This window comes from Streptococcus criceti HS-6 (genome assembly GCF_000187975.2).
Classification (GTDB): Bacteria; Bacillota; Bacilli; order Lactobacillales; family Streptococcaceae; genus Streptococcus; species Streptococcus criceti.
In genome coordinates this window covers 1,276,729-1,301,666 of the sequence record NZ_AEUV02000002.1, presented here as the reverse complement: position 1 = coordinate 1,301,666, position 24,938 = coordinate 1,276,729, and the positions used below count along the sequence as shown (strand labels likewise).

The window sequence follows — 24,938 nt, the reverse complement described above, 5'->3', positions numbered from 1 at the left end:
TTCCAGAGCTTTTTAACCCACTCCCGCACAGCTTAAAAGATCCTCCGGACCTTTTGAAGATTGGAAATAAGATGAACAACGGTCATCCCAGTCGTTTCGGATTTCCGCTTCGGCCTTATGGCAAATGGAAAGCCAGCAGTGGTTCATTAAGGCTGGGAAAAAAGTATTCCAGCCTTCTATTTTTGCAGCCATAACAGTTTGACGTAGTGGTTGATTGGCGGTTCTTATCCTTTGCTATGCACGTAATATGATTGGCGGCCAACCTAATCAACTGTGCGGAGGTTCAATTTATATAAAAAATTGACTTCTGTTCCACTCTCTAATGAACTGTGCAAGAGTCAGATTTCTTGGCGCAGCCAACAAGTCTGACTCCCAACCACTGTGCCAAGAGTCTATTCCAAAACAGCATACTGGACGAGTTTTTACCCAGCTCCTTGGACTTTGTGCTTACTCAATGATATCGCGCTGGTTATCTCCTTCTAAGTTAAAAAAGGGTTGAATATCTTGAACATATTCCAGTACTCCTTGGAATTGTCCAGCTTGATCACGAACAGCAGCGTAGGTGACATAAACGAACTGGCCTCGTTTTTGCGATTTAAACCACATAGTCACCTTATCTTTGTGACCTGATTTCAATAACTCAAAAACACGTTTAACCTTATCTAAAACCTTAGGCGGATGGCAGAGCTCAACATGGCGGCCAATTTGACTAGGATTTCTTTTGAAAATCATATCCTGAGCAGGGATGCTATTGTTGTAATATTGAAAAATATCGTCCTTATTTACAAAAGTCACTTCCAAGGGCAGATGGTCTAAAATTAAATTGGCCTGCTCAAGCGACAGGTAACCGTTGGTAAATTTCTGAGGAGCCTGACGGTCAATTTCCTCTCCTCGCGCTTTAGGAGTGAAGCTGATTTTAAATTGGCCTGCCGGTGTATCAATGACTTGCTCCTGCCCCTCTGCAAAATGGTACTCTGAAGAAGTTTGATCTACTAAATTCTCAGCAGCCCCCTGATCTCCTGCTTGGTCGGAATTCTTTTCAAAGTCCTCTCTCTTGGGCAGCCATTTTTCCTCAGGTCTGACAATAGCATAACCAATCGCATCACTTTCCTCAGCAATTTTCAGCCAGTCGTCTTGAGTAAAAATCTCTAAAAGGATCATCAGCAAGATAGATTCTTCTTTAAAAATCATCTCTTCAAATTCGTGAGCAAATGCCTCAAAAGACTGACTGACAGAAGCGACTGTAACATTTGGAAGCAGATTAACGTGGGACTCTAACTCCTTAAAAAGGTCCCGAATCTCATCATCCACACCCCACATTACCCGAGGTGGAGAGTCGTGTCCGTAAGCCTCCATGATTGGAAAAAAGAGGTCTTCCTTACGCTGGTAGTGCAGCTGAAATTGACCTAATAAGGCCAGCTGATGTTTCAAACCTTTAATCATATCAGCTTGGAAATCTTCATTTTCAGGCTGATCCAGATTTTCTAAAATCCGCCGAATCCTTAGTAAAGCCCCTCTCAAAGCCAAATTTTCCTGTTTGAAAACATAAACAGGATGACCGGGATGATCAGCATCTGCTACCTCCACCTCTTCGACTGCATTCTTAAACAGATTGGCATGAACATCACAGAGATCCATAACATCTTCAAACGTCACACCAGACTTTTCATCAGACATCAGCTCATGCTCCATAAGGGAAATTTCTAAGGCTGAAACACCCTTAAAAGTCTTATCGAAACGCTCTTGAACCGTCTCAGGACTAGCTCCATGATGAAGGTCTAGGAGAATATCTTTTAGTATTCCGATACGATTATTAGTCATCTCAGTCTCCTTTCACCTCATAACCGTTAAATTCCAGCGTTTGCTTAATCCTTTCCAAAGGAACCTTAGCCAGTTTAGAACCAGCTTTTAGGCTGGTGGCTTGACCTAGGGTCTTTAACATTACTGGATTAGCCAGCGGCTTGAACCCCAACTCAATCAAAATGTCTTTTAATTCTGGATGCTCTTTGACGATTTGAGCAACCGGTTGAGATAAATCTATAGTATTGGTCATCAGCATGACTCACTTTCTCTTTTAATAATCTCATTATAACAAAAAGTAAGTTCAAGGTGGCTGAGTAATCCAGACAGAGAACGGTCGAACCGCTTTTGTAGCAAGTCTCTATAAGTGATCTGAAAAAGCCTCGACCTTAAATCGAGACTTTCTCTTACTCTTATTTTGCTTCCCAGTAACGCACTGTAAAATAAGTAGTTGTTGTAATACCTGTTTTACTGTCATAGGTGGTAGAACTTGAACTACTATCACCACGCCAATAATATTGGGTGAAGTCCGTTCCTTCTGTTTGAATGACGTTATCATTAATATCCACATTATGGACATTTAAATCATAGCAAGTACGATAATAATTGGGATTTGGGGCAGTACCGTAGCGATTAGTCTCAGTCAAGCCGAGCGCTGAAACAGTTGAAGATGCTACCAACATAGCTCCAGCTAAAGCTGAAGTGAGAAGAATTTTTTTGATAGGTGATTTCATAAAGGTTGAATCCTTCCTTCTTAAAGTAATAATGGTTGAGTTACCTCAACCAACCTATTTTATAAGACAACGGATTCCTAGTCTAGTACCTTATCCTCAAATGTTACCTATTTAGCCTAGAATGTTCTTCTGCCACACCTATTTAGTAGGCTGCTACTATTATTCCCATGCTTCGATTTATAGTTATACTAGACTTGTTTGAAAACTAAAGCATTGCATAATTGGTAATACCACAAATCAACAACTCAGCTTAACCATTTTAAATGCGCTAGGTAAAGTTTTAGAGTTTTTCGCATGTGTCTTTTCATGAGTTCGGCCATATCAATTTGGGTTACCGAACAAATCTACTAAATTTAATGCTAACATTTGCTTTTCACCTCTTTTTCTGAATTCGTAGGGGCGTTAAAAAAGCCCCAGCAGGCCTTTTAAGTTGGAAATTGAGCTGACATAGTCATCGGTCATCCCAACCTTCATTGAAACTTCATTGCTAAGAAAGCCATTAGGGCAAAAGAAGCGTTGGACACCTTTCGCTATCCCTTTAAAATCAATGGGACCGCTAAACTGCTAATTAAGTATTCATCGCAGACTAATACCTCATACAAAACAGAGCTGGGGTATCCCAACTCTGCCTTATCCTTATTAAAGTTTAAATATAGCGAACTGATGTCAGTTCACCAGAATCTGCATCAAAGGTATAGATACGGTTATCAATTTTTACAGTTGTCCCCTTAGCTTGTGTGCCATCAGGATTAAAGTAGAGATGCTGACCTCGGATATCACGGAAACCTGTTACAGCAGCCCCGTCATAACCAAAGAAATACCAACTGCCATTAACAAGAACGAATTGGTTGACAACACGATCACCAGTGTTTGCATCGTAGAAATACTTACGACCATTGGCATCTGTAACCACGATTCCTTTGGCCTGCTGACCAGTTTCAGCATCAAAGTACATGTGGCGGGATTGGATGGTTTGATGACCTCGAACCGCATAACCATCTGCCCCCATATAGTACCATTGATTTGAACCAGCCTTCGTTTCCAGGAAGCTGTTGGTTACCAAAGCACCTGTATCTGCATCATAGAAGCGTAATCCCTTAGCATCACGAACAAAGCGACCTTTAGCTTGCTGACCGGTCTTAGTGTCGAAATAAAGCTTTTGACCATTGATGGTCTTTTCACCTTTGGCAACATGGCCGTTTTCATCAGCATAGAACCAAGCATTGTTCCCTGTTGAGAAGAAAGTGGAAACAGCTAAATCACCAGTATCGCCACTGTAGAAGAAGGTATTACCGTCCTTATCTGTCACAAAGTCACCCTTGACTTGGGCACCGGTCTTAGCATCAAAGTAAAGCTTTTGCCCTTTAATGGTTTGCGCACCCTTAGCGATAAGACCTTGGTCATCTGAGTAGTACCAATGACCATTCTGGTTGAAGAATTGTCCTTTAACAAGGTTCCCCGTATTCTTATCGAAGTAACGCGTTTGTCCAGCCTTATCCGTTACAAAGTCACCCTTAACTTGGAATCCTTCTTCATCGTAATATTGAACATTACCATGAATCGTCACCAGACCTACAGACATAAAGCCATAATTGTCAAAATGACGGAAGCGTAATTGACCCTTAGAATCAGTCATTGCAAACCATTCATTATTGCGGCTTCCCTTGTACATAACACCAGTTTTGCCATAGTAGACCGAGCGTCCACGATCGTCTTCCATAACGGCGTCTTTCAACATAACACCATTTGGCAAGAAGTAATAGAATTTCGTGTTAATAACATTAGGTCCAGTAACCATGTGACCAGTGTAGTCAAAGTAGTATGTATTTCCTGCTACTGTAACAAAGTCAGATTTAGCCTGACTTCCAGCAGTGGTAAAGTAGGTCATTCCCTTACCATCATTGTAGAAACCAGTTTTAGCTTCCTTATCACCAGTCAGTACAGCTGGTAAAAACTCACCCTTTTCATTGACGGTGAAGTACTTACCAGTACCTTCATCGCTAAGGACATAGTCAGTACCACGACCGAGAACATTAGTACCGTTAAAGTACTGAGCAGACCATTCCTTCAACTTCACAGATGAATCAATTGGTTTACCGGTCGAAATCATCTTAGCCGTGAACATTTCAGGATATTGCTTTTGCAATTCAGCTAAGAATTCACCACCGTATTTTGCTTGGAAATCTTTTCCTGAGCTCTTGGTGTTAGCCAAGTAAAGCTTATTTACCATCGGTTGGTCAATTTTTACACGGCCGTAGTTATCAACACGGCTAGCCGTAACAACTTCCTTACCTGGTAATTGATAGATTTGGTCTGGTACCCAGTCAGCAATGGCTTGAATTCCAGCTGCATGGAGGGCCTTCAGTGCATTAGCTAAGTCTTCCTTAGAACCGTACTTGTTGTTCTTGCTCATGGCAAGGTCATAACGGTCACTAAAAGCATAACCATTTTGGATAATAGAATCCAAGAAAGTTCCATCCGTAGCTGAGACATACTGAGGTGCCATTTCAAATGACGTTACGCCCCAGGCCTTGAAGAGATCCGTATTTTCAGCAATTTTCTTATTAGTATACTGAGCATCTTTTTGAACAAAATCTTGGAAGTTTGAGAAGCCTTCGTAGATCAATTGTGAATCAAGAGCCTGACTAGCTGTGTAAGACTTGTCACCCTTAGCATTAGCTTTAGTTGAAGCAGCTACACGAATATCTTGGTCAGACTTAGCTCCAACGGGTACCCAGACTGAAAGGTAACCATTGACTTCAACTTGTTTGTAACCCTTGATTTCGCTACCTTTGAAAGTAATGAAACCGTCCTTGTCAGCAACCTTGGTCAAGTTTGTATCTGAATCATTGAGATATTTTTGCAGTCCCTTATCGGTTGTCAAAAGCAATGGACGATACGCTTGGCCGGCATGGATTTTACCAACATTAACCTTGATTTCTTCATTAGCATCCAACTCCAATTCAGGGTTGTTAGCAATCAAGCTGAACATACCTGATGTTTTAGCCAGTTGACCGCCGGTCATATCATCGGCAGACATGACATCTTGGCCAAAACGAACAGATACTAATACTTCGCTGTTACCCAGCACACTTCCGCTATCAGGATTTTTAGCCTTCATAGCGGCTGAAGGTGTATAAGCCTTATGTTCCATGGTTTGGCCGCCAGCAGCGTAACGAATACGAGCACGCAGGAGAGTGTTGATGGCATCATAGTATGGAGACTTGGTTTCCATATATTGACCATCATCCGTGAAGAGGTCACCATAGTAGACCCGAGTCACTGATTCCATATTGGACAGCATGACAGCATAGGCTGCAGGAATATTATAGTGCGTATAGTGTTTTTCAACACTGTTCATGTCCTTGTTGTAAATGTCAAAAGCCTGTTTCAATTGATCCAAAGTGAAAGTGAAACCATCTGTCGTTGGATCAATTTTTTCTTTAATAATTTGAGCAATGACAGTCTGAACTTCTGAGTCATGCGCCCGAACAAAGACATAAGATGGTTGAGTATCACCATACTTATCATCTTTAGTCCGGTCAGTCAGGCCGTATTCTGACTTAATCAAGGTTGACAGGCCTGGAGTCCGCTCGCTAAGTGGGCGCGTCAACGTATAAAGAAGCGAAAGACGCAACCCATTATCCATAGCTAAAGCGGCACCGTTGGTATCTTGGTTATAATAATTATCATTGTATGACCAAGCTTCCAAAATTGAGATATGAGCTAGGGCTTGTGCTTCTGATTTATCGACACCGTAAACAGCATTAAAGTAGTTAGTATAGAGCTGCAAAGTATCAGCGTCAACATTATCCACCGCATCGACACGGATACCATCAAAGTTAGCATCCTTATCACCCATGACGATAGAACCCCAGTTCATAAGATAGTGAATTTGGTTAAGCATTTCTGCCTGAACGACTGGGTTAGAGTTGTCCACGTCATTGGCCAGAAGGAATTCATAGCCTCCGTATTCGTCAGCCTTAGAGTAATGGGTCTTACCATCTTGACGAGTTGGTGTGCGGTTAAGCAAGCGATATTTTGAATCTGCCCACTCGGTTAATTTATTATTGGTATAGAGCAAAGCACCGCCTTGTAAGTGGTCATTCTTATCAAATTGCTCACTATCACTATTCCAACGAGATTGAGTGGCTACAAAGGCAGCCATAGCATCACGTAACCAAGCGGTCCCTTGTTCCTTGCTGATGCGTTGCTCGATCTTCATTTGAATCATTTCAGCGGCTGTATTTAAAGCCGTCTGAGAGGTTTTAGTTGTAAATTCTTCTTTGCCTCCCAAAGCCTTGCTCATGTAGTTGAGATAGGCTACTTGAGTATCCTTATCTGGCCACCAGCTTGTCAGAACTGGACGTAGGTCAGTTTCTTTGGAATCAACCCAAGTCTTACCATTTTCAAGAATCTTAGTCGGACGATACCAGCTTTCTGCTGTTAAATAACCATCCACCAATTCAAAACTTTTTGCTGATGAGTCAAAAGCTTTATTGTTGATCGAAAAGTCCGAAACAAGCGGTGTTAGCCCTTGACTAAACGAATAGGTTGACGTTGATGACAGCGCACCTGTTTCAGCATCAAAGTAGAGAAGTTGACCCTTAACAGTGATGGCAAAGTTCTTTTTATAGGAACCATCAGCCATGACATAGTAATACTTCCCATCAACTTTTTTGATGTTGTCAAGAGAAAGCGCTGCTGCCTCTTCTTGGTCTGACAAATCAGCGCCTTTTTCAGCCGTACGATTCTCAGCAGCAGGTGCTGCTTCTGACACAGCCGTGTTCGTATTTGCTTCTTCTGACGTAGCTGTGTTCGTATTATTTGAAGCTGCTGCCTGTGGGGCTGCTGGAGCTTCTGGTTGATTATTAGCTGAGACGCCATCAACATTTTGGACTTGATCAGTTTCTGAGTTCGTATCTACTGAACTTACTGCCGCTTGTTCAGAAGTTGCCTTGGCATCGGTTGCCTGCGCAGCGTCAGAATCTACTACTTCTTTATTCTGACTAGCAGAGGTGTTTTGTTCAGCACTAGCTGAAGCACCATTTCCTATGTCATCGGCAGAAACAGTCTGACTAGCAGCACCAGCGCCAATGACACTAGCAAGGCCAGCAGAAGCAACAGCAATGGTCACCCACTGTTTCTTAACCTTATGCAACTTGTAACGTAATTTTCTTTCCATGAAAATCATTCTCCCTTTAAATTTTAATAGTGAAATATTATTGACCTAAAAATTATTTCACTCACCAAACTATCTTAACACTTTTTCAAAAAAATTACTAGTTATTTACATTATCTGCTATTTGAGAAAACGCTTTTTTGCAGATCGCTGAACTCAAGGTCTTAAAAGGGACTTACGTGTCTTCTTTTCTTGTTACAATATCATGACAAAGCTCTTTTTTCTCTAAAAAACAGCCTCCTAACGAGTGAACATTAGAAAATCATGTTCAAAAGTCAGAGACTGTTTTTTTATAAAGGAGATAGGATTACCATCTTGAAGCAATCCCTTGGTTATTGAACCAGTACCATTGGTTATCACCGATATTATACCAACGGTTGGTAATCATGTCACCGGAACCTGCTGCAAAATAACGAAGATTACCGTCCTTATCCCAGATAGCCTTACCCTTAGCTTGGATACCATTATCATCAAAATAGAGCGTTTGGCTTCCAATCTTTTGAAGGCCAGTGACAACACGACCAGCATCATCGACATAAACCCAGTTGTTATCAGCTGTTGAGTACCAACCCTTACCAGCTAAATGTCCTTGATCACGGTCGTAAAAGCGAAGAACTCCTGCTTCATCCTTAGCCGTGCCACCCTTGACTTGGACACCATTAGGCTGGAAGAAGACTTTTTGTCCAGCAATCGTTTGGCTGCCTGTCAAAAGCTTGCCATCCTTGCGATAGCCCCATTGGTTATCACCCAGTGCTTCCCAAGCTCCTTGATTGTTTGGTTCTGGACTTGGCGTATTCCCCGTAATCAAATCACCTTCATTGGCATCAAAGCTATAAGTTTTACCATTGATAGTCAGAGTTTGACCCTTGACTTGGTAGCCATAGGCGTCAAAGTAGAGGGTACGATTATCAAGAGAAACGAGACCGACAGCGATGGAGCCATCACCGTTAAAGTAACGCCATTTATCTTGACCGTTTACCTTGAACTCGACAAATCCCTTATTTGTCCAAGTTCGACCGTTATCATCATAATAGTAAGCCTTCTTGCCATCATACCAAACACCTTCTTTGAGCTGCTTACCATTAGGCATGAAGAGGTAGGTAGTATTGCCAATCTTGGTTTGTCCAGTAGCCATCTTACCATTGGCATCGAAATAATACCAGCTGCCAGCAATTTCCTTAAATTGATTCTTGACTTCTTGACCATTATTATCAATATAATGAATACCACCATTCTTAGAAATGAAACCATTAGCTGGAGCTTGTGGCTGACCGTAGGTATTATTGAGATTGGTTGGTAAGAAGAATTGACCGGCACCTAAATTGAGGTACTTATTATTATCGCTGAGAACATATTTAGCCCCACGTCCTAAGATATTAGAGCCGTTGAAATATTTAGCTGACCAGTTAGTAATTTTGACCGATGGGTCAATTGGTTTGCCAGTTGAAATCTGCTTAGTCGTGAAGAGACTTGGATAAAGCTTCTGCAATTCATCCAAGAATTTACCGCCATACTGCTCTTGATAATCACCATAAGTCTTGGTATTAACTACATAAGGTGTCCTGTTAATCGTCGCACCAGCCTTAGGTCTACCGTATTGGTCAACCCGTGTTGCAGTCACGACTTCTTTACCTGGCAGGTTATACATCTGATCCGGTACCCAGTCCGACAAGACCTTAATACCAGCATTATGGAGACCCTTGATAGCATTGGCCAAATCTTCTTTGGAGCCGTACTTGTTATTCTTACTCATAGCCAGATCATAACGGTCGCTAAAGGCATAACCATTGAGAACAACAGAATCCAAGAAAGTGCCATCTTCGGATGACACGTACTGCGGTGCCATTTCAAATTGGGTAATGCCCCATGATTTAAAGAGATCCGCATTCTTAGCAATCACCGCATTGGTGTATTGTTCAGGTGTCTTAGCAAAAGCTTGGAAGTTTGAGAAACCTTCATAGATCACTTGGGAATCCAGAGCATCACTTTGAGTATAGATATTGGAAGAATTATTGCGATTGGTGTTAGGAGCTACACGAACATCTTGATTGTCAGCGGCACCCACGGGTACCCAAACCTGAATCATTCCTGAGACTTGAACATTAGCAACGCTGCGCAGTTCAGAAGCGCTGAAATTCAAACGACCCTGCCCATCAGTATATTTGTACTGATTGCTGCTAACATCACTATCATTAAGATAGGTTGCAATTCCATCCTTAGTTGATAAAAGAAGAGGGCGGTAGGCCTGATTCTTATGAGCAGCACCCATATCAAGCGTCAAACCATTATAGGATTGGAAATTAGGCTTATTATTAATCAGGACAGCCATGCCAGAAGTGCGAGTTTCTGCTGTCCCAGCATCAATAGCAGTATCGGCTCCCTTACCATAACGCACAGAGGTTAAGATACCGCTGCCCCAGCCTTGTACATACCCAGCTGTTTGACCGCCAGCCACATATTTAATGCGTGCCTTGAGCAACGTTTCAATGGCATCATGGAATGGCGTCTTAGTTTCCATGTACTGACCATCGTCGGTGTACATATCACCATAATAGACACGAGTTACTGTATCCTTATTTTGTAACATCCAAGCATAAGCCATTGGCAAATTATTTGGATAGTACTGCTTATCAACAGCCTTCATATCTTGATTGTAAATATCAAAGGCCTTATTTAAATCATCTAAAGTAATATTGGTCAGGCCATCGGCGTTCGTTTTTCCCAGACGTTCCCGAATAATTTTCGCAATTCGCGTTTGGACTTCGGAGTCATGGGCACGAATAAAGACATAGTTTGGAACTGGATTACCATTTTTAGCATACCGGCGATCCTTCAGACCAACTTTAGGTAACAGGCTGATGTAATCATTCCCCCGTTGACTGGCCGGATAAGCAAAGGCTGCCAGCATATAGCTACGTTGTGAATTATCAATAGACAGCGAGAAGTTGTTCTGATCCTTAACATAGTCATTATCATTACCCGACCAAGCCTCTAAAATAGATAAGTGATCAATGGCATTCTTTTCATTTTGATCAACGCCATATTTAGCCTTGTAGTAATCCCGCTGAATTTGTAGCAAATCAGCATTAACATTATCGACTGCATCGACCCGAACGCCGTCGAAATTAGCATTCTTATCTCCCATGACAATCTCACCCCAGTTCATGAGGTAGTGGAAATGATTAAGCTGTTCCGCTTGAACAATTGGGTTGGAATTATCAACATCGTTGGCCAAAAGCAGTTCATAACCAGCATAGTTGGTTGTGAAATATTTTTGCTTACCCGTTTGGAAGGTAGGATTACGGTTGAGCAAACGCCAATCAGAATTAGCATGAGCCGTTGCTTCGTTATTGCTAAAGAGCAAGGCTCCCCCCTGCAGGTGATCCTGATTAGGATAGACAGTTGGATTTTCAGAGGCAAGACTCCATTGATTTTGCGATTTAACAAATTGCGACATCTTGTCACGCAGCCAAGCTGTGCTGCCTTCCGAAGCAATTTTCTTCTCAATAGCTGCCTGAATAGTTTGGACGGCTGTCTCAAGATTGGCTGAGTTTGGTGAATAGGAGCCTGAAATCAAACCTTCCTTAACCCAGTAATTAGCATAGGCAGCCTTAGTAGCTGCATCAGGCCACCAAGTCATCAGGATGGGGCGCATGTCTGATTCAGCGCTAGCCTGCCAACTTTCCCCATTCTTCAAAATTTTACGAGGACGGTACCAAGAATCCGCCGTCACATAGTTGTCAACCGTTTCAAAACTTGAAACATCATTGGTGAAAGCCTGATTATTAGCCGCATAAGTATCTGGTGCCACCTGATTATCATTTTGATTAATCTGTGGTGTTTCGGCCTGAGCCTGACCAGTCTGAGCATCAAAATAGTAAGTCTTGCCATCAATCACGGTTGAATAATTTTTCAAACGCTGACCGTTAGCATCTACATAGTAGGTTTTGCCATCCACATTTTCCAAATGACCTGGCTGGTCACTAGTTTGAGGAACAGCTTGGCCATCTGTTGCAGCATTTTCAGCAGTCTGAGGCTCGATTCCTCCCGCCGGTTGATTAGCACCAGCATTATCGCCTGCTGGGCTTGTTTGAGCATTCGCAAAATTAAGACCAGTGAGAATTCCACTTGGAGTATCGAACTTATAGTCAGTAGGCTCTTTAGGAATCAAGTGGGCAACTTGAGTATTCCCTCCGTTACCGTCAGTCGCGTCAGCAGCAACAACCTGCCCACCTGCTAGAAAGCCGACTGCAAAAGTGGTCACACCGATAGCTACCCATTGCTTTTTAACCTTATGCAATTTGTAGCGTAGATTTTTTTCCATGAATATCATTCTCCTGTAAAAATAAAAGTTATTTGATAATTTTAGTTTTGATGTCCAAACTATTTTAATTATCAATTTATTTTAACATGAAATTAAATTATTCTGGCCCTTTATTAAAAAATGTCATCTTTTTGTAAGCATCTGGTAATTATAACGGTTTCTTTAATTTTAAATGTAAAAACGACTGAAAATTTTACTTTTCAGCCGCTTCACTACTATTCAGAGTAAATCAATAATTAATTTGATATTGAGTAGGGTCAGCACCAGAGCAACGCCATAGGCTAGGATTGTATTCCAGCGAGCATTTCGATGCTGTCCCATTAGTTTCTTACTGGAGGTGAAATAAATAAGCGGAAAAATGGAAAAGGGCAAGGCTAGTGACAGAAAAACCTGTGAATAGACAATCAGCTGAGCCAACACCTTCTCCTTGCCTCCCCAAATCAGGGTAGCCAGAATAACTGGTAAAAGAGCCAGTAAACGGGTAACCAAACGAATAAACCACTGAGGCAATCGCAGATGGATAAATCCCTCCATAACAATCTGGCCAGTCAAGGTTCCTGTGATTGTCGAATTTTGCCCACTAGCCAAGAGGGCAACTGCAAAGAGAGTCGATAAGAAACCGCTGGCAACACTTCCCGCAATGGACGGATCTGCTAGAGCATTATACATCTGAGCAAAAGCTGAGATTTGACTAGCATGTCCATAAAAAAGGGCAGCACCAAGAATCAAAAGCAAGGAATTAACGATAAAGGCAAGGCTTAACTGAATATTAGAATCCCAAGTCATAAAACGTACTGCCTGCCTAACCGAGTCAGGATTTTCATAATCCACCCGTCTGGTTTGTGAAATTGACGAATGAAGATAAAGATTATGGGGCATGACAGTTGCCCCAATAATCCCCAGCGCCAGCGTCAATTTACTATTGTCTCCAGTTTGGTGAAGATCAAAGATAGAGGCAGACGGAAGAAATCCCTTGAGAATCCCAGAGATACTTGGCTGGGAAATGAGTGTTAAATAAAGGAAAATTAACAAAATGGTTATTATTAAGGTTGAAACAACCGCTTCAATCTTACGAAAGCCCAACTTCATCAGACTCAATAAAATGAAAACATCCAGAATCGTTATAAAAACCGAAATCATTAAAGGCCAGCCAAAAAGTAAATGGAGAGCAATCCCAGAACCAATCACTTCTGCTAAATCAGTCGCCATCAAAGCCAATTCAATAACTACAAATAAGATATAACGCAGCCACTTAGGAAGGTGATTAGCTGTAGCCTGAGCCAAATCCTGACGCGTAACGATTCCCAACTTTCCCGCCATCTGTTGCAACTGCATTGCCATGAGAGACGAAATCAGTACGACCGATAGGAGCAAATATTTATAACTGGCACCTCCGACCACGCTGGTAATCCAATTCCCAGGATCCATATACCCCACTGCCACTAAAGCGCCTGGTCCGATAAAAGCCTTCAACGTTCGCCAAAAAGAAGCACTTTCAGGCACGGCAACACTTTGATTAACCTCACTCAACGAACGTGTATTTTCTTGATTTTTCTCTTGACCTTTCAAAAGAAATCCTCTTTTCTATTCTTATAATTGAGTTCATTATAACAAAAAACAAAAAATTAAGCACGCTTAAAAAGTAAATAAATGCCACCAAATTATCACTCTCCAACTGCGACCTCATGATATAAGATAGAGCTGCCGGTAAGCATACCCTATCTTTACAACTGAGTGCTAGTCTTGATCATGAACTGAACTATCCCTATAGTAAGTACCCTTAATACCTCCCTTAACAATCGTCTTGCGCGCTAAGTTTTAATCCCTTTTAATATGACTACTGGTACAGAAGTCTCGGAGACACGCTTATTGATTCGCCTTCCCAAGTCGTCTCAGATAGCACAGGTAGTAGCTTACTCACACCTGCTCCAAATACCAATACTACTTTCTTGTAAATGGCCATTCCTCCTGCTAGACAGCACTTTTTCTTACCAATCACTACTTCCTATAAATCAATATCAAACTAAGTGACACGTCACAGACAGCTTAAACTATCAGTGGATAATTTAAGATTGAAGATAAGGTAAACAACAACTTATTGAAGTACGAACAAATCAATGTCAAATAACGCACCCTCTTGATTTAAAAAGAATATTAGCTAATTGACTACAAGCCCCTCTTCTTCTATATGCAATTACACAGTCGCTTTTAGCAGATAGCTCGCTTCTTTTAAGCATACAAAAACTCCCTTCATAGCTTCTAGTGAAATTTCTGTTTTTCACTGTCCACTATGGGGAGTGTATCAAAGTACTTAAGCTTTTGTTAGATTGTCTTTGTGAAAACTCTGAACTTTTGATTATCTTTCTGATGCTTAATCGTATGATTTTTAGTATCAAAGACAAAAATAATCTTCTACCTCCTAGTTATGTTTTAACAGTTTCATATAATCACTCTTAGTAGAAAACAAATAGCTAATACTAACAACTAAGTTATTATCGTCAATAGTATAGAGCGCAATGGAGTCCTTTTTTAATGGAATTCCTCTCGTGGTCATGTTTTCTGTGATAACTCTACCAAACTTCTCATCGGCGTTAAACCCTGCTTCTGGAAACAATTTGAGGATTTCCATCCCTTTCACCAATTGGGACACGTAGCGCTGAGACGTATCTTTCGACTGCGACTTTTCCAAAACATGAGCTTTAACCTTCCTTAGCTCGGTCGCAACCTGCGAAGCATACCTAATCTTATAAACCTTAGATGTCAAGATAGTCCCTCAATTCCTCTTCGGTATAATATTGGCCAGCTGCCATTTCAGTTAGACTAGCTTTGACTTCCGCCTGCAATTCTCTAAGTAAACGCTCTTTTTCCAACTCTTCAGGCGAAGGAAGATCCACTTCTCCTGTGACAGCCACATTTGTCAAAAAGGTCCTAAGAGCACCCGTGAGACTATAGTTATGTGCTTTAAAAACATCTCTAGCGGATTGGACGATAGCCGCATCTGTCTTAAAGGCAATATTGATTGGCTTAGACATAAGATACCTCCTAGTAGTTCGTGAACTTTTTTCGTGTCTTTATTATATCATAATCTTTAGTGACAACAAATAAAAACTTGGCACATCTATCTCTCAGAACACATCGCTCACATATTCTAAATCCCAATCGTCTGTCTTCAAACGCATTTTCAGCTGGAAATGGTTGGCTGAGGACATAAGCTATATGGGTTTGGAGCTAATCATCGTAACTCTCGTAAGTCTGCTTTTGTGTTGGGTGCTGTCAAGAGACTAATAAACTTGAACCTTCTTGCCACAATAAATTTAACAGCAGCATTTGTCAGTTCATCAGATTGTTTCAGAATTGGTCTTAAAGGAAAATATTAGTAGACTTAGATGTAAATACTCCTTCATAGTTCGTGATTGTTTTCCGTATTTCTTTGATTTTCAATATCTGAAATCATGTCTAATCTAATTTGATGGCGTCCGCCTTCGTATTCTGCTGCTAACCATTCATCTACAATCATTTTGGCTACTTCTATTCCGACTACACGAGATCCAAAGGCTAGGACATTCGTATCATTGTGTTGACGAGATAGTTTAGCTGAGTAAGGCTCACTGCAAATCACACAACGGATTCCCTTAACTTTATTAGCTGAAATACCAATGCCAACACCGGTACCACATATAAGGATGCCCTTGTCGATTTCATTAGCAATAACTGCTTCAGCTACGGCTTTCCCAGATTTAGGATAATGGAATCGTTCTGTACTATCTGTCCCGTAGTTAATGACTTCATAACCATACTTATCTTCAATATAAGTTTTGATGGCGCGTTTATACTCCACAGCGACATGATCGTTTCCAATACCAATCTTCATAACTTTTGTAACTCCTCTACTAACTCTGTATAAGATCTTTCTTTGCCAAATAAGGCACTGGTACCTAAAATAAAACCATCAGCTCCAATTGTACTTAATTCCTTGATAATATCTGGGCTGCAAGCACCATCAATCATAATCTTATAATGGTAGTCTGATTTTAAATCAACCAGCTTTTTTATTTTTTTCTTAGTAAAATCGATAAATTTTTGACCCGCAAATCCTGGATTGACAGTCATGACCAGTACATAATCAACTAATTCTAACATTTCACTGACTGTTTCAATACTTGTATCAGGATTAAGTGCCAAACCAGCTAATTTTCCACAATCTTTAATATGACTGAGCGTTTTGATAACATAGCGCTCACTTTCTGGATGAATATAAATTAAATCAACGCCTGCATTGATAAACCAATCCACCTTATTTCCGGGGTTTTCAATCATTAAATGACAGTCAATTAGCTTATCCGTGTATCTTCTAATAGTTCGTATATCATTAATTCCCATGGTCATATTTGGGACAAACTCACCATCCATAATGTCACAGTGGTAAATATCTACACCAGCTTGGTTCAAGTCACCAACTTCTTTTTGTAAATGACTAAAATCAGCACACATCATACTGGGACACAATAACTTCATCATAACATCCTCCTTTAACTAAAAAACAGCCCTAAAATCAGTATTAGGACTGCTATTCATCACAAATTAGTAATATTAATCCGCCGCTATAATAGGAGTAACCTTTCCAAGACTATCGTCCCAGCTATCTGATACGATTGTGACATTGTTTAAATCAAAAGCTTTGACATTGGATAAATTATGAAATTTAGTACTGTCACACAAGAGATAGACTTCATCGGCATGTTCCCGTACCATTTTCTTTTTCGTAGCTTCCACAAGGGTTGGAGTCGTCACTCCAAACTTTTCATCAACACCATTAACACCTAAAAAAGCTTTACCAAAATAGATACTCTTCAAATTTTCCTCAGTCAAAGCACCACTGACAGAAGAATTTATAGGATTGAATTGACCACCCAATACGATAACCTCTGCGGCAATACTGTCGGCAACTGCGAATATGTCAGTATTTGTCGTATAGATTGTGATTTTTTTATGCAGAATTTTTCTAAATAATCCTGAGCAGGTTGAACCAGAGTCAAGGTAGATAACATCACCATCATGAATCTGTTTGGCTGCCAGATTAGCAATTTTATCTTTTTTATCACTGTAAAGTGTATTGCGCATGGTAATTGGAATTTCTCCAACCGTTGACATCAATTTAATAGCACCGCCTGACAAGTATTCAATTCTATTGTTCTTTTCAAGCTCTTTTAAATCACGTCGCAATGTTGAGGAGGAAACTTTTGGAAACACGGATTGAATTTCATCAAATTTTACTAATTCAGTATCTTTTAACAGACCTAATATTTTTTGTTGTCTTTCGTATGGAATCATCTTACATTTACCTTCATTTTGGTAATAATGATACCATATTCAGAAAATTATTTCATGCAAGCAATTAGGCTAACTGATCATCTCTGTTTGTGAAAATAAAACCTAGAACCGCTCCAACAAGAGCAGATATTCCCAGACCAATAATACCATTAATAACATTGGTATTATTTTCAATAAAGGCAGGGAAGGTCGTCACACTGCCGAATACAAAAGCATTGGTAACAACTTTTGTCAACCCTAAGTAGGCCCCACCTGCTGCACCTGCAATGATTTGAGCCAAGAACAATTTTTTGTTTTTGACAAGCATACCAAATAAAGTCGGTTCTATAATTGCTGATAATGCAATGGTAATAACGCCTGTTATAGCAAAATTCTTAAGATTTTTATTTTTAGCCTTAAGCCAAACACCAAAAGCTGTTCCAATAACAGCAAAGTTACAGGCAAAAGTCAGAGGACAAATGTAATCATAGCCATTTTGAGAAATATTATTAATCATAATAGGGTTTACAGCCCAATGAATACCAAAGCTGACCAAGACACTCCAGCCACCGCCAACAAGGATACCTGTCAGTACACCACTGCGTTCAATTAGCCAATTAACAACGTTAGCAATTCCTTCACCGCTGTAAACGCCAATCGGACCAATAACAATGACGGTTAAGGGCACCATAATGGCCAGAGAAACCAAAGGAATCAGAACAAGCTTGAGTGTTTCTGGAATATGCTTGTCTAACCACTTATAAAGGTAAGAGTAAGCCCAAATTGCAAGTATGATAGGAACAACCGTTGAGTTGTAATTCATCAAGACAACTGGGATTCCCAAAAAGCTTGTCGTAGCACCATTACCTGTCTTTCCAAGCAAGGATAAAAAATCCGGATGTAATAAAGCAGCTCCAATTAAGGCTGAAATGTAGGGACTGGCTCCAAAACGACGTGCAGAAGAAAAGGCGAGCAAGACAGGCAGAAAATAGAAGACTGCCATAGAAGCAGCAAATAAAATGCTGTAGGTACCGCTTTTATCACTAATCCAGCCCAACTGGACACTTAAAATAAGCAAACCACGTAAAATTCCCGATCCAGCTAAGGCCGGCAGTAAGGGTGCAAAAATTCCTGATATAGCAGAAAAAATCTGACTGATAATACTGCCGCCTTGACCTGATGATTCGTCCAAAGCATTCCCTGTACTGCCTTTTACAAGTATTTCAAATTCATCATAAACATGCGGTACTTCTGTACCAATCAATATCTGATACTGTCCAGCTTTATTGACAACATCCACAACACCATCTACAGCTTTAACAGCAGCATCATCTGCCTTGGATGGGTCTTTCAAGTTTAGACGTAACCGCGTAGCACAGTGGGTCATATTAGAGATATTTTCTGGTCCGCCAATATTCTCTAGAATCCCTTTGGCAGTTGCTTTGTAATCCGCCATAGTAATCACCTCCCTAGTCTTTGCTTCCCTTTAAGAACGTTAACATTAATTTATTAGCTGCAATAGCATCATTTTTATCGATAATATTTTGGATATAATCCATTCCGACCTCATCAATTAGCTGATCCATGTAGGTGATCATGGCAACATTTCTTTCTGCCTCTTCTACTGCAGGTTCAATAACTGGGAAAGTGTCAAAATAGACGACTCCCTGATAATCGTGTTTTTTAAGGTAGTACAGAAGTTCTAACGTTTTAAAAGGCGATGCTGTTCCAATCATCAAGCCATCATCAGCAACACCATAGCCGTCATTCGCATGAATACCATACAGCTGCCCCCTGCTGCCAAAAATATCTGCAGCAAAAGCAGGATTTTCATGCTTCATAAGCATGTGGCAGTAATCCAAGGTAACACCGATATTTTTACGATTCACATCATTCAGCAGCATCCCAGTAATTCCCATACTGTCAACAAAGGCATAGGCTCTCTCTTCATAGGGTTTATATTCGATGCTAATTTTCAAATCTGGAGCATAATCACAAATCTCTTGATAGGCTTTAACTAGCTGGTCCCAAACTTTGCGATAATTGATTTGAAAGCTATAGTCAAATCCATCAAACCCCAGCCAAATGGTGATAACTTCTCCGCCTATTGCTCGGCAATAATCGGCTGCTTCCTTACATAGCTGGCGCGCTTTAGCCGCAATATTAGGATTAGCATTTCCTAATTCACCATTGATGAAATCCCCTCGGAACCTAAGCGCTAATCCATTTAAAACAAGGTTATGCTTGTCTAAAAGGTTTTTCATTTCTTCAGGAGAAGTCCCCTTGGTATGCTCTGGATAATTCAGATCAACATAGCCTAGACCTGCAGTTTCAAAGTCTGTAAAAGTTTTCTCTAAATCATAACCATCAATTCTCAAATACGAATTGATTCTTGTTGCTAATTTCATGTTTTCCTCCTACTTTTTAATTTGTCTATATTCTAGCACTTAAAGGAAACGATTTCAACAAAAAATATCATATTTTTTTATTTTTTTTCATATTTTATCATATTTTTCCATTATTCTATCTATTAGCACAAAAACAGCTGCTACTTATATTAAAAAAGTCGCCATGCCTAAGCATAACGACTTTTAAGATTTCAGCTGCTTAAACAGCCTAGTTTCATAGATTATATATTAGTGGCTGCACCATCATTGCCGAAGTAAATCCATTGATCATTGATACGAACAAAGCGGTTTTTAGCCATATTACCTGAATCAACATCAAAATAATAACTGCGGCCATCAATAGCTACCAAAGCTCCCTTGACTTGTTTACCGGTTGTAGGATCAAAGTAGAGATCTTGATTGTCGATGAAACGACGACCTTTGGCTAGATTACCCTGAGCATCCGCATAATACCAAGCATTGTTGCCAGTTGTAAAGAAGCCGCCAACCTTCTTATCCCCTGAGTTAGGGTCGTAATAAGAGGTGTTGCCTTGGCCATCGGTGACAAAGTCACCCTTAACTTGAATACCGGAATTAACATCAAAGTAGAGCTGCTGACCATTAACAGTCACTGCACCCTTGGCTTGTTGACCGGTTATGTCATCGAAGTGGTACCAATGACCGTCCATTTCCTTGAAGCCTTTAGCAACATAACCATTTTCATCGGCGTAGAACCAAGCATTGTTGCCAGTTGTAAAGAAGCCACCGACAACCTTGTCGCCAGAATCTCCACGGTAATATGCCGTGTGGCCAGCACCATCGTCAGCGAAACCGCCCTTAACTTGGATACCAGAGTCCTTATCAAAGTAGAGCTGCTGACCATTAACTGCTACTGCACCCTTGGCTTGCTTACCGGTTGTTTGATCGAAGTAATACCACCGATCTTGGTTTTCAGCTACTTGCTTGAAGCCTTTGTAGACATAACCATTGTCAGCATAGTACCAATCATTGCCATTGGTTGTAAAGAAACCACTCGACTTCAGGACACCTGAGTTGGCATCATAGTAGGAAATCCGACCTTGGGCATCGGTAATAAATTGTCCCTTAACCTGAACACCCGTTTCTGGATTGAAGTAAAGGATCTGGTTATCAACAGGGTATTGACCCTTGACAGCATTACCGTTACCATCCATGTAGTACCAGTTATCACCATCATTGACAAATTTATTCTTAGCCATAGCACCATTATCTTCATCGAAGTAATGGGTACCCTTATCATCAGTCACGAATTGACTCTTGGCTTGGAAGCCATTTTCGTCAAAGTAGTAAGTTTGACCGTACATATCCCTGTAGCCCGTAGCCATAACATTGTTAGCGTCAAAGTAACGGAAGACAGTCTTATTAGGGTTAGTAGGAGATACGAATGGATACCAGTTATCACCTTTATAGAGGATACCAGTCCGGCCATAATAGTAACTGTTACCCTTGTCGTCTTGATGGATAGCATCCCGCAATTGGATACCATTTGGCAAGAAATAATACTCATTACCATCAGCAGTCTTGTAAGTGCCGGTTACCATGTGACCATCTTTATCGAAGTAGTAATAATGACCACCTTCATAAACAAAGCTATCAACAGCCTTGTTACCTGCTGTTGAATAATAAGTCATGCCTGTGCCATCGTAGTAGAAACCAGTCTTAGCATTTTGGTCACCTGTCAGGCCTGCTGGTAGGAAATTACCAGCCGTATCAACTTTGAAGTAAGTGCCAGTGGCATCGTCACTAAGGACATAGCCAGCCCCTTTACCGAGGACATTGGTACCATTGAAGTATTTAGCTTCCCATTGTTTAATCTTAGTTGATGGGTCAATTGGCTTACCAGTTGAAATCATATTGACTTCAAACATGTGAGGGTATTTAGCCTTAAGTTCATCTAAGAAAGCACCGCCGTACTGTGCCTGATAATCCTTACCGCTGCTCTTGGTATTCGCAGCATAGAGAGTATTATTCACAAAGGCATCGAAGGTTGGTTTACCATAGCTATCAGTCCGCTTAGCCGTTACCACTTCTTCTCCAGGCAATTGGTAGACTTGATCTGGAACCCAGTCAGCGATAGCTTGGATACCATTAGCATGCAAGCTCTTAAGAGCATTAGCCAAGTCTTCCCTAGAACCATATTTATTATTCTTACTCATGGCAAGGTCGTAACGGTCACTGAAAGCATAACCATTTTCGATGATAGAATCAAGGAAACTGCCATCTGTGGCTGATACATACTGAGGTGCCATCTCGAATGATGTGATACCGAGTTTCTTGAAGAAGTCTGCATTTTCAGCAATCTTCTTATTCGTATAATCAGCATCTGAAGCCGCAAAATCTTGGAAGTTTGAGAAGCCTTCGTAGATAACTTGTGAATCAAGAGCTGCGGAACTTTCAAAGGTCAAACGATTCGGTCCTTTGTCAGCTGTACTTGCTGCAACACGAATATCTTGTCCATCTTTGGCACCAACTGGTACCCAAACAGCTAAGTAACCGCTCATATCAACTGTTGAATAACCTTTAATATCATCAGCAGTGAAGATTAAATTACCATCAGCGTCAGTATATTTAACTAGATTAGTATCTGAATCTTTGAGATAAGATTTAACGCCATCCTTGGTTCCCAAAAGCAATGGGCGGTAGGCTTGGTTGGCATGGGCTTTGCCCATATTTACCTTGAAGCTGTCTCCGCCAAGGTTGAGATTAGGATCATTGCTGACCAAAGTCACCATACCCGAGGTGCGGCTGAGATCCGTTCCTTGAGTATCATCGGCAGACATGATATCTTGACCGAAACGAACGGAAGCCAAAACTTTATTGCTGCCATTCACTGTGTGAACCTGCTCATTTTGTCCACCAGATACATAGGCAATCCGCCCTTGCAGCATAGTGGTGATGGCATCATAGTAAGGTGATTTCTTAGCCATGTATTGGCCATCATCTGTATAGAGATCACCATAGTAGACCCGAGGCACAGATTCCATATTGCTTAAAAGCAGGGCATAAGCTGCTGGCATATTATAGTGGGTGTAGGTCTTGTTGACCTTGTTCATGTCTTCATTATAAATCTTGAAAGCATCTTTCAACTGATCCAAAGTAAAGGTATAGCCATCAGTGTTTGTATCAATTTTTTCCTTGATAATCTTAGCAATGACAGTTTGCACTTCTGAGTCATGTGCCCGAACGAAGGAGTAAGTTGGAATAGAATCACCATAAGCACGGTCATCACCGCGTTCCTTGTTAACAGAATCAGATATGATACTTTCAAGGCCAACCCGTTGACCTGGCTGCTTAGTCAAAACGGCTAAGGAGGTCAAACGAGATTGGTTATCAATAGACAAAGCAGCTCCGTTTGTATTGGTATTGTACCAATTATCATTGCCAGACCAGGCTTCTAGGATAGAAAGATGCGCCAGAGCGTTGGCTTCTTTTTGATTAACCTTATAGTATTCTTCGAAATAATTGGTGTAAACTTGGAGCAAGTCGGCATTAACATTATCAACGGCATCGACCCGAACCCCATCGAAGTTGGCATCCTTATCATTGAGTACAATCGAGCCCCAGTTCATTAAGTAATGCAGTTGGTTGAGCATTTCAGCTTGAACTACTGGATTAGAGTTATCGACATCGTTAGACAGAAGGAACTCATAACCACCCATACCGGCTTCATCAAAGTACTTCTGTTCACCCGTTTGCATAGTTGGAGTGCGATTGAGCAATCGATAGTCAGAGTTAGCCCAAGGAGTCAAATCACTATTGGTGTAAAGCAAAGCCCCGCCTTGCAAGTGATCGCTCTTGTTGAAGTTTTCAGTGCTCATATTCCACTTGGATTGCGTTGCTACAAAAGCCTTGATAGCAGTGCGAAGCCACTCCGTGTTATTGTCACTGGTGATTTTTTGTTCAATGCGCGTTTGCACCAGCTGAGCTGCCTTATTCAAAGCTGTCTGAGAAGTCTCATTGGTAAACTCTTCATTGCCAGCACCCAAATACTTAGTCATATAGTTAAGATAGGCAACTTGAGTATCTTTATCAGGCCACCAGCTCATCAAAACTGGACGCAAGTCATTTTCATTTGACGCTTCCCATGTTTGACCGTTGCGGAGAATAGAAGCGGGACGGTACCATGAGTTTGCAGTCAAATAGCCATCAACCAACTCAAAGCTCTTAGCAGTTGAATCATAAGCCTTGTTGTGACTGGTGAAATCATCAACGATATTTGTCAAACCTTGAGAGAAAGAATACGTTGAGGTTGACGAAAGAGCACCCGTATCACCATCGAAATAAAGCATTTGTCCATTGACAGTAATGGCAAAATTCTTCTTATAAGAGCCATCCGCTTGAACATAGTAGTACTTACCATCAACTTGCTTGACCTTGTCAAGAGACATGGCTGCTGTCTTTTCTTGTTCAGAAGGCCCTGCCTGCTGTTGGTCAGCCGCTGTCGCAACATTGGCTGCATCTTGACGTACCACTGCTGTACCATCTGTCGCAGGCGTTTGAGTTTGGGCTTGAGCTTGGTCTGCTGCTTGACCTTGATCAGTTGCCTGTTCAGCAGTTGCTTGATTTTGTGCAGCAGCTTGGTTTTGTTCTGATGCTACTGCTTGAGCGGATGAAGCTGAATCAGCAGCTGTATTAGCATCGTTGACTTTAGCCTGATTTTGCTGTCCAGATTCCTCTACCGCTGCTGTTTGTGCTGCCGTATCTGTTCCTGTATTTTCCTCAGCTGATACTGTACCAGCACCCACAAGTGTTACCAAACCAGCTGTGGCGACTGCAATAGTCACCCAATGTTTCTTAACCTTGTGAAGCTTATAATGTAGCTTTTGTTCCATAAAAAACACCTCTATAGTTATTAGATTAAAATGTGTTATTAGACCTGAGAAAGAGGTCATACAACAACGTTTTTTATGATAGCACTTTCATATTTAAGAATGAAGAAACTTAGATGTCAATTTTTTTGATAATTATATCAAATTAGTGACATTACAAATAATTTGCTTTCATAAGGTTTTCAAGGCTATTATCTTTAACTTTCATAACACGAACAAAGGCTTTCTGAAAGTCTTTGTTCGTGTTATGTATAACTGTTTCTCACCTGCAGAGTGAAATTGACTAAAGCTGCTAGTCAAAGAATCCTATCCTAAAATTGGGGATAGGAGCTC

Annotated in this window: 13 protein-coding genes and 2 pseudogenes; all 15 read right to left on the bottom strand. The window is 40.9% G+C overall.

Annotation, left to right across the window (positions count from 1 at the left end; translation table 11 throughout):
• Positions 1–447: 447 nt before the first annotated feature.
• A pseudogene (locus STRCR_RS12545) lies at positions 448–954 on the bottom strand (PAS domain-containing protein); the annotation flags it as partial.
• A 77-nt stretch (positions 955–1,031) separates the two neighbouring features.
• A pseudogene (locus STRCR_RS12540) lies at positions 1,032–1,821 on the bottom strand (DUF438 domain-containing protein); the annotation flags it as partial.
• Position 1,822: 1 nt separating this feature from the next.
• Positions 1,823–2,053 carry a DUF1858 domain-containing protein gene (locus STRCR_RS06070; RefSeq protein ID WP_040804905.1) on the bottom strand — a complete coding sequence of 77 codons (231 nt, stop codon included), beginning with the start codon at positions 2,051–2,053 and terminating at the stop codon, positions 1,823–1,825.
• A gap of 160 nt (positions 2,054–2,213) precedes the next feature.
• Positions 2,214–2,534 carry a hypothetical protein gene (locus STRCR_RS06065; protein ID WP_004228782.1) on the bottom strand — a complete coding sequence of 107 codons (321 nt, stop codon included), beginning with the start codon at positions 2,532–2,534 and terminating at the stop codon, positions 2,214–2,216.
• A gap of 646 nt (positions 2,535–3,180) precedes the next feature.
• Positions 3,181–7,719, bottom strand: a complete 4,539-nt coding sequence (locus STRCR_RS06060) for a glycoside hydrolase family 70 protein (RefSeq protein WP_004226750.1) — start codon at positions 7,717–7,719, stop codon at positions 3,181–3,183.
• Between the two features lie 304 nt (positions 7,720–8,023).
• The gene (locus STRCR_RS06055) at positions 8,024–12,040 is read right to left on the bottom strand and encodes a glycoside hydrolase family 70 protein (RefSeq protein ID WP_004226213.1); all 4,017 of its coding nucleotides are present in this window, start codon (positions 12,038–12,040) and stop codon (positions 8,024–8,026) included.
• Between the two features lie 219 nt (positions 12,041–12,259).
• Entirely contained in the window at positions 12,260–13,609 is a 1,350-nt protein-coding gene (locus STRCR_RS06050; protein ID WP_004229041.1) for an Nramp family divalent metal transporter, read from the bottom strand.
• 850 nt (positions 13,610–14,459) lie between these two features.
• Positions 14,460–14,804 carry a type II toxin-antitoxin system RelE/ParE family toxin gene (locus STRCR_RS12535; protein ID WP_040804513.1) on the bottom strand — a complete coding sequence of 115 codons (345 nt, stop codon included), beginning with the start codon at positions 14,802–14,804 and terminating at the stop codon, positions 14,460–14,462.
• Complete coding sequence (gene relB, locus STRCR_RS06040) at positions 14,794–15,072, bottom strand: type II toxin-antitoxin system RelB/ParD family antitoxin (protein WP_004226602.1); 279 nt, start codon at positions 15,070–15,072, stop codon at positions 14,794–14,796. The genes STRCR_RS12535 and relB overlap by 11 nt, the downstream gene beginning before the upstream one ends.
• 368 nt (positions 15,073–15,440) lie before the next feature.
• The gene (gene rpiB / locus STRCR_RS06035) at positions 15,441–15,911 is read right to left on the bottom strand and encodes a ribose 5-phosphate isomerase B (protein ID WP_004228017.1); all 471 of its coding nucleotides are present in this window, start codon (positions 15,909–15,911) and stop codon (positions 15,441–15,443) included.
• Positions 15,908–16,558 (bottom strand): ribulose-phosphate 3-epimerase, encoded by a 651-nt coding sequence (gene rpe, locus STRCR_RS06030; protein ID WP_004229031.1) that lies wholly within the window; start codon positions 16,556–16,558, stop codon positions 15,908–15,910. The genes rpiB and rpe overlap by 4 nt, the downstream gene beginning before the upstream one ends.
• Before the next feature lie 72 nt (positions 16,559–16,630).
• Positions 16,631–17,371: a DeoR/GlpR family DNA-binding transcription regulator gene (locus tag STRCR_RS06025; protein ID WP_003048859.1), complete on the bottom strand. Its 741-nt coding sequence runs from the start codon at positions 17,369–17,371 to the stop codon at positions 16,631–16,633.
• A gap of 64 nt (positions 17,372–17,435) precedes the next feature.
• Positions 17,436–18,806, bottom strand: a complete 1,371-nt coding sequence (locus STRCR_RS06020; RefSeq protein ID WP_004227305.1) for a PTS transporter subunit EIIC — start codon at positions 18,804–18,806, stop codon at positions 17,436–17,438.
• A gap of 13 nt (positions 18,807–18,819) precedes the next feature.
• Positions 18,820–19,758, bottom strand: a complete 939-nt coding sequence (locus tag STRCR_RS06015) for a sugar phosphate isomerase/epimerase family protein (RefSeq protein ID WP_004228557.1) — start codon at positions 19,756–19,758, stop codon at positions 18,820–18,822.
• 221 nt (positions 19,759–19,979) lie between these two features.
• Positions 19,980–24,608, bottom strand: coding sequence for a glycoside hydrolase family 70 protein (locus tag STRCR_RS06010; RefSeq protein ID WP_004229688.1), 4,629 nt, complete (start codon positions 24,606–24,608; stop codon positions 19,980–19,982).
• Positions 24,609–24,938: the final 330 nt, after the last annotated feature.

Excerpts from the sequence above, each read along its gene's own strand:
- STRCR_RS06070 (WP_040804905.1), bottom strand. The coding sequence starts at position 2,053 with ATGACCAATACTATAGATTTATCTCAACCGGTTGCTCAAATCGTCAAA.
- relB (WP_004226602.1), bottom strand. The coding sequence starts at position 15,072 with ATGTCTAAGCCAATCAATATTGCCTTTAAGACAGATGCGGCTATCGTC.
- STRCR_RS06020 (WP_004227305.1), bottom strand. The coding sequence starts at position 18,806 with ATGGCGGATTACAAAGCAACTGCCAAAGGGATTCTAGAGAATATTGGC.
- STRCR_RS06010 (WP_004229688.1), bottom strand. The coding sequence starts at position 24,608 with ATGGAACAAAAGCTACATTATAAGCTTCACAAGGTTAAGAAACATTGG.
- STRCR_RS06060 (WP_004226750.1), bottom strand. The coding sequence starts at position 7,719 with ATGGAAAGAAAATTACGTTACAAGTTGCATAAGGTTAAGAAACAGTGG.
- rpiB (WP_004228017.1), bottom strand. The coding sequence starts at position 15,911 with ATGAAGATTGGTATTGGAAACGATCATGTCGCTGTGGAGTATAAACGC.
- STRCR_RS06065 (WP_004228782.1), bottom strand. The coding sequence starts at position 2,534 with ATGAAATCACCTATCAAAAAAATTCTTCTCACTTCAGCTTTAGCTGGA.
- STRCR_RS06015 (WP_004228557.1), bottom strand. The coding sequence starts at position 19,758 with ATGAAATTAGCAACAAGAATCAATTCGTATTTGAGAATTGATGGTTAT.
- rpe (WP_004229031.1), bottom strand. The coding sequence starts at position 16,558 with ATGATGAAGTTATTGTGTCCCAGTATGATGTGTGCTGATTTTAGTCAT.
- STRCR_RS06055 (WP_004226213.1), bottom strand. The coding sequence starts at position 12,040 with ATGGAAAAAAATCTACGCTACAAATTGCATAAGGTTAAAAAGCAATGG.
- STRCR_RS06025 (WP_003048859.1), bottom strand. The coding sequence starts at position 17,371 with ATGATTCCATACGAAAGACAACAAAAAATATTAGGTCTGTTAAAAGAT.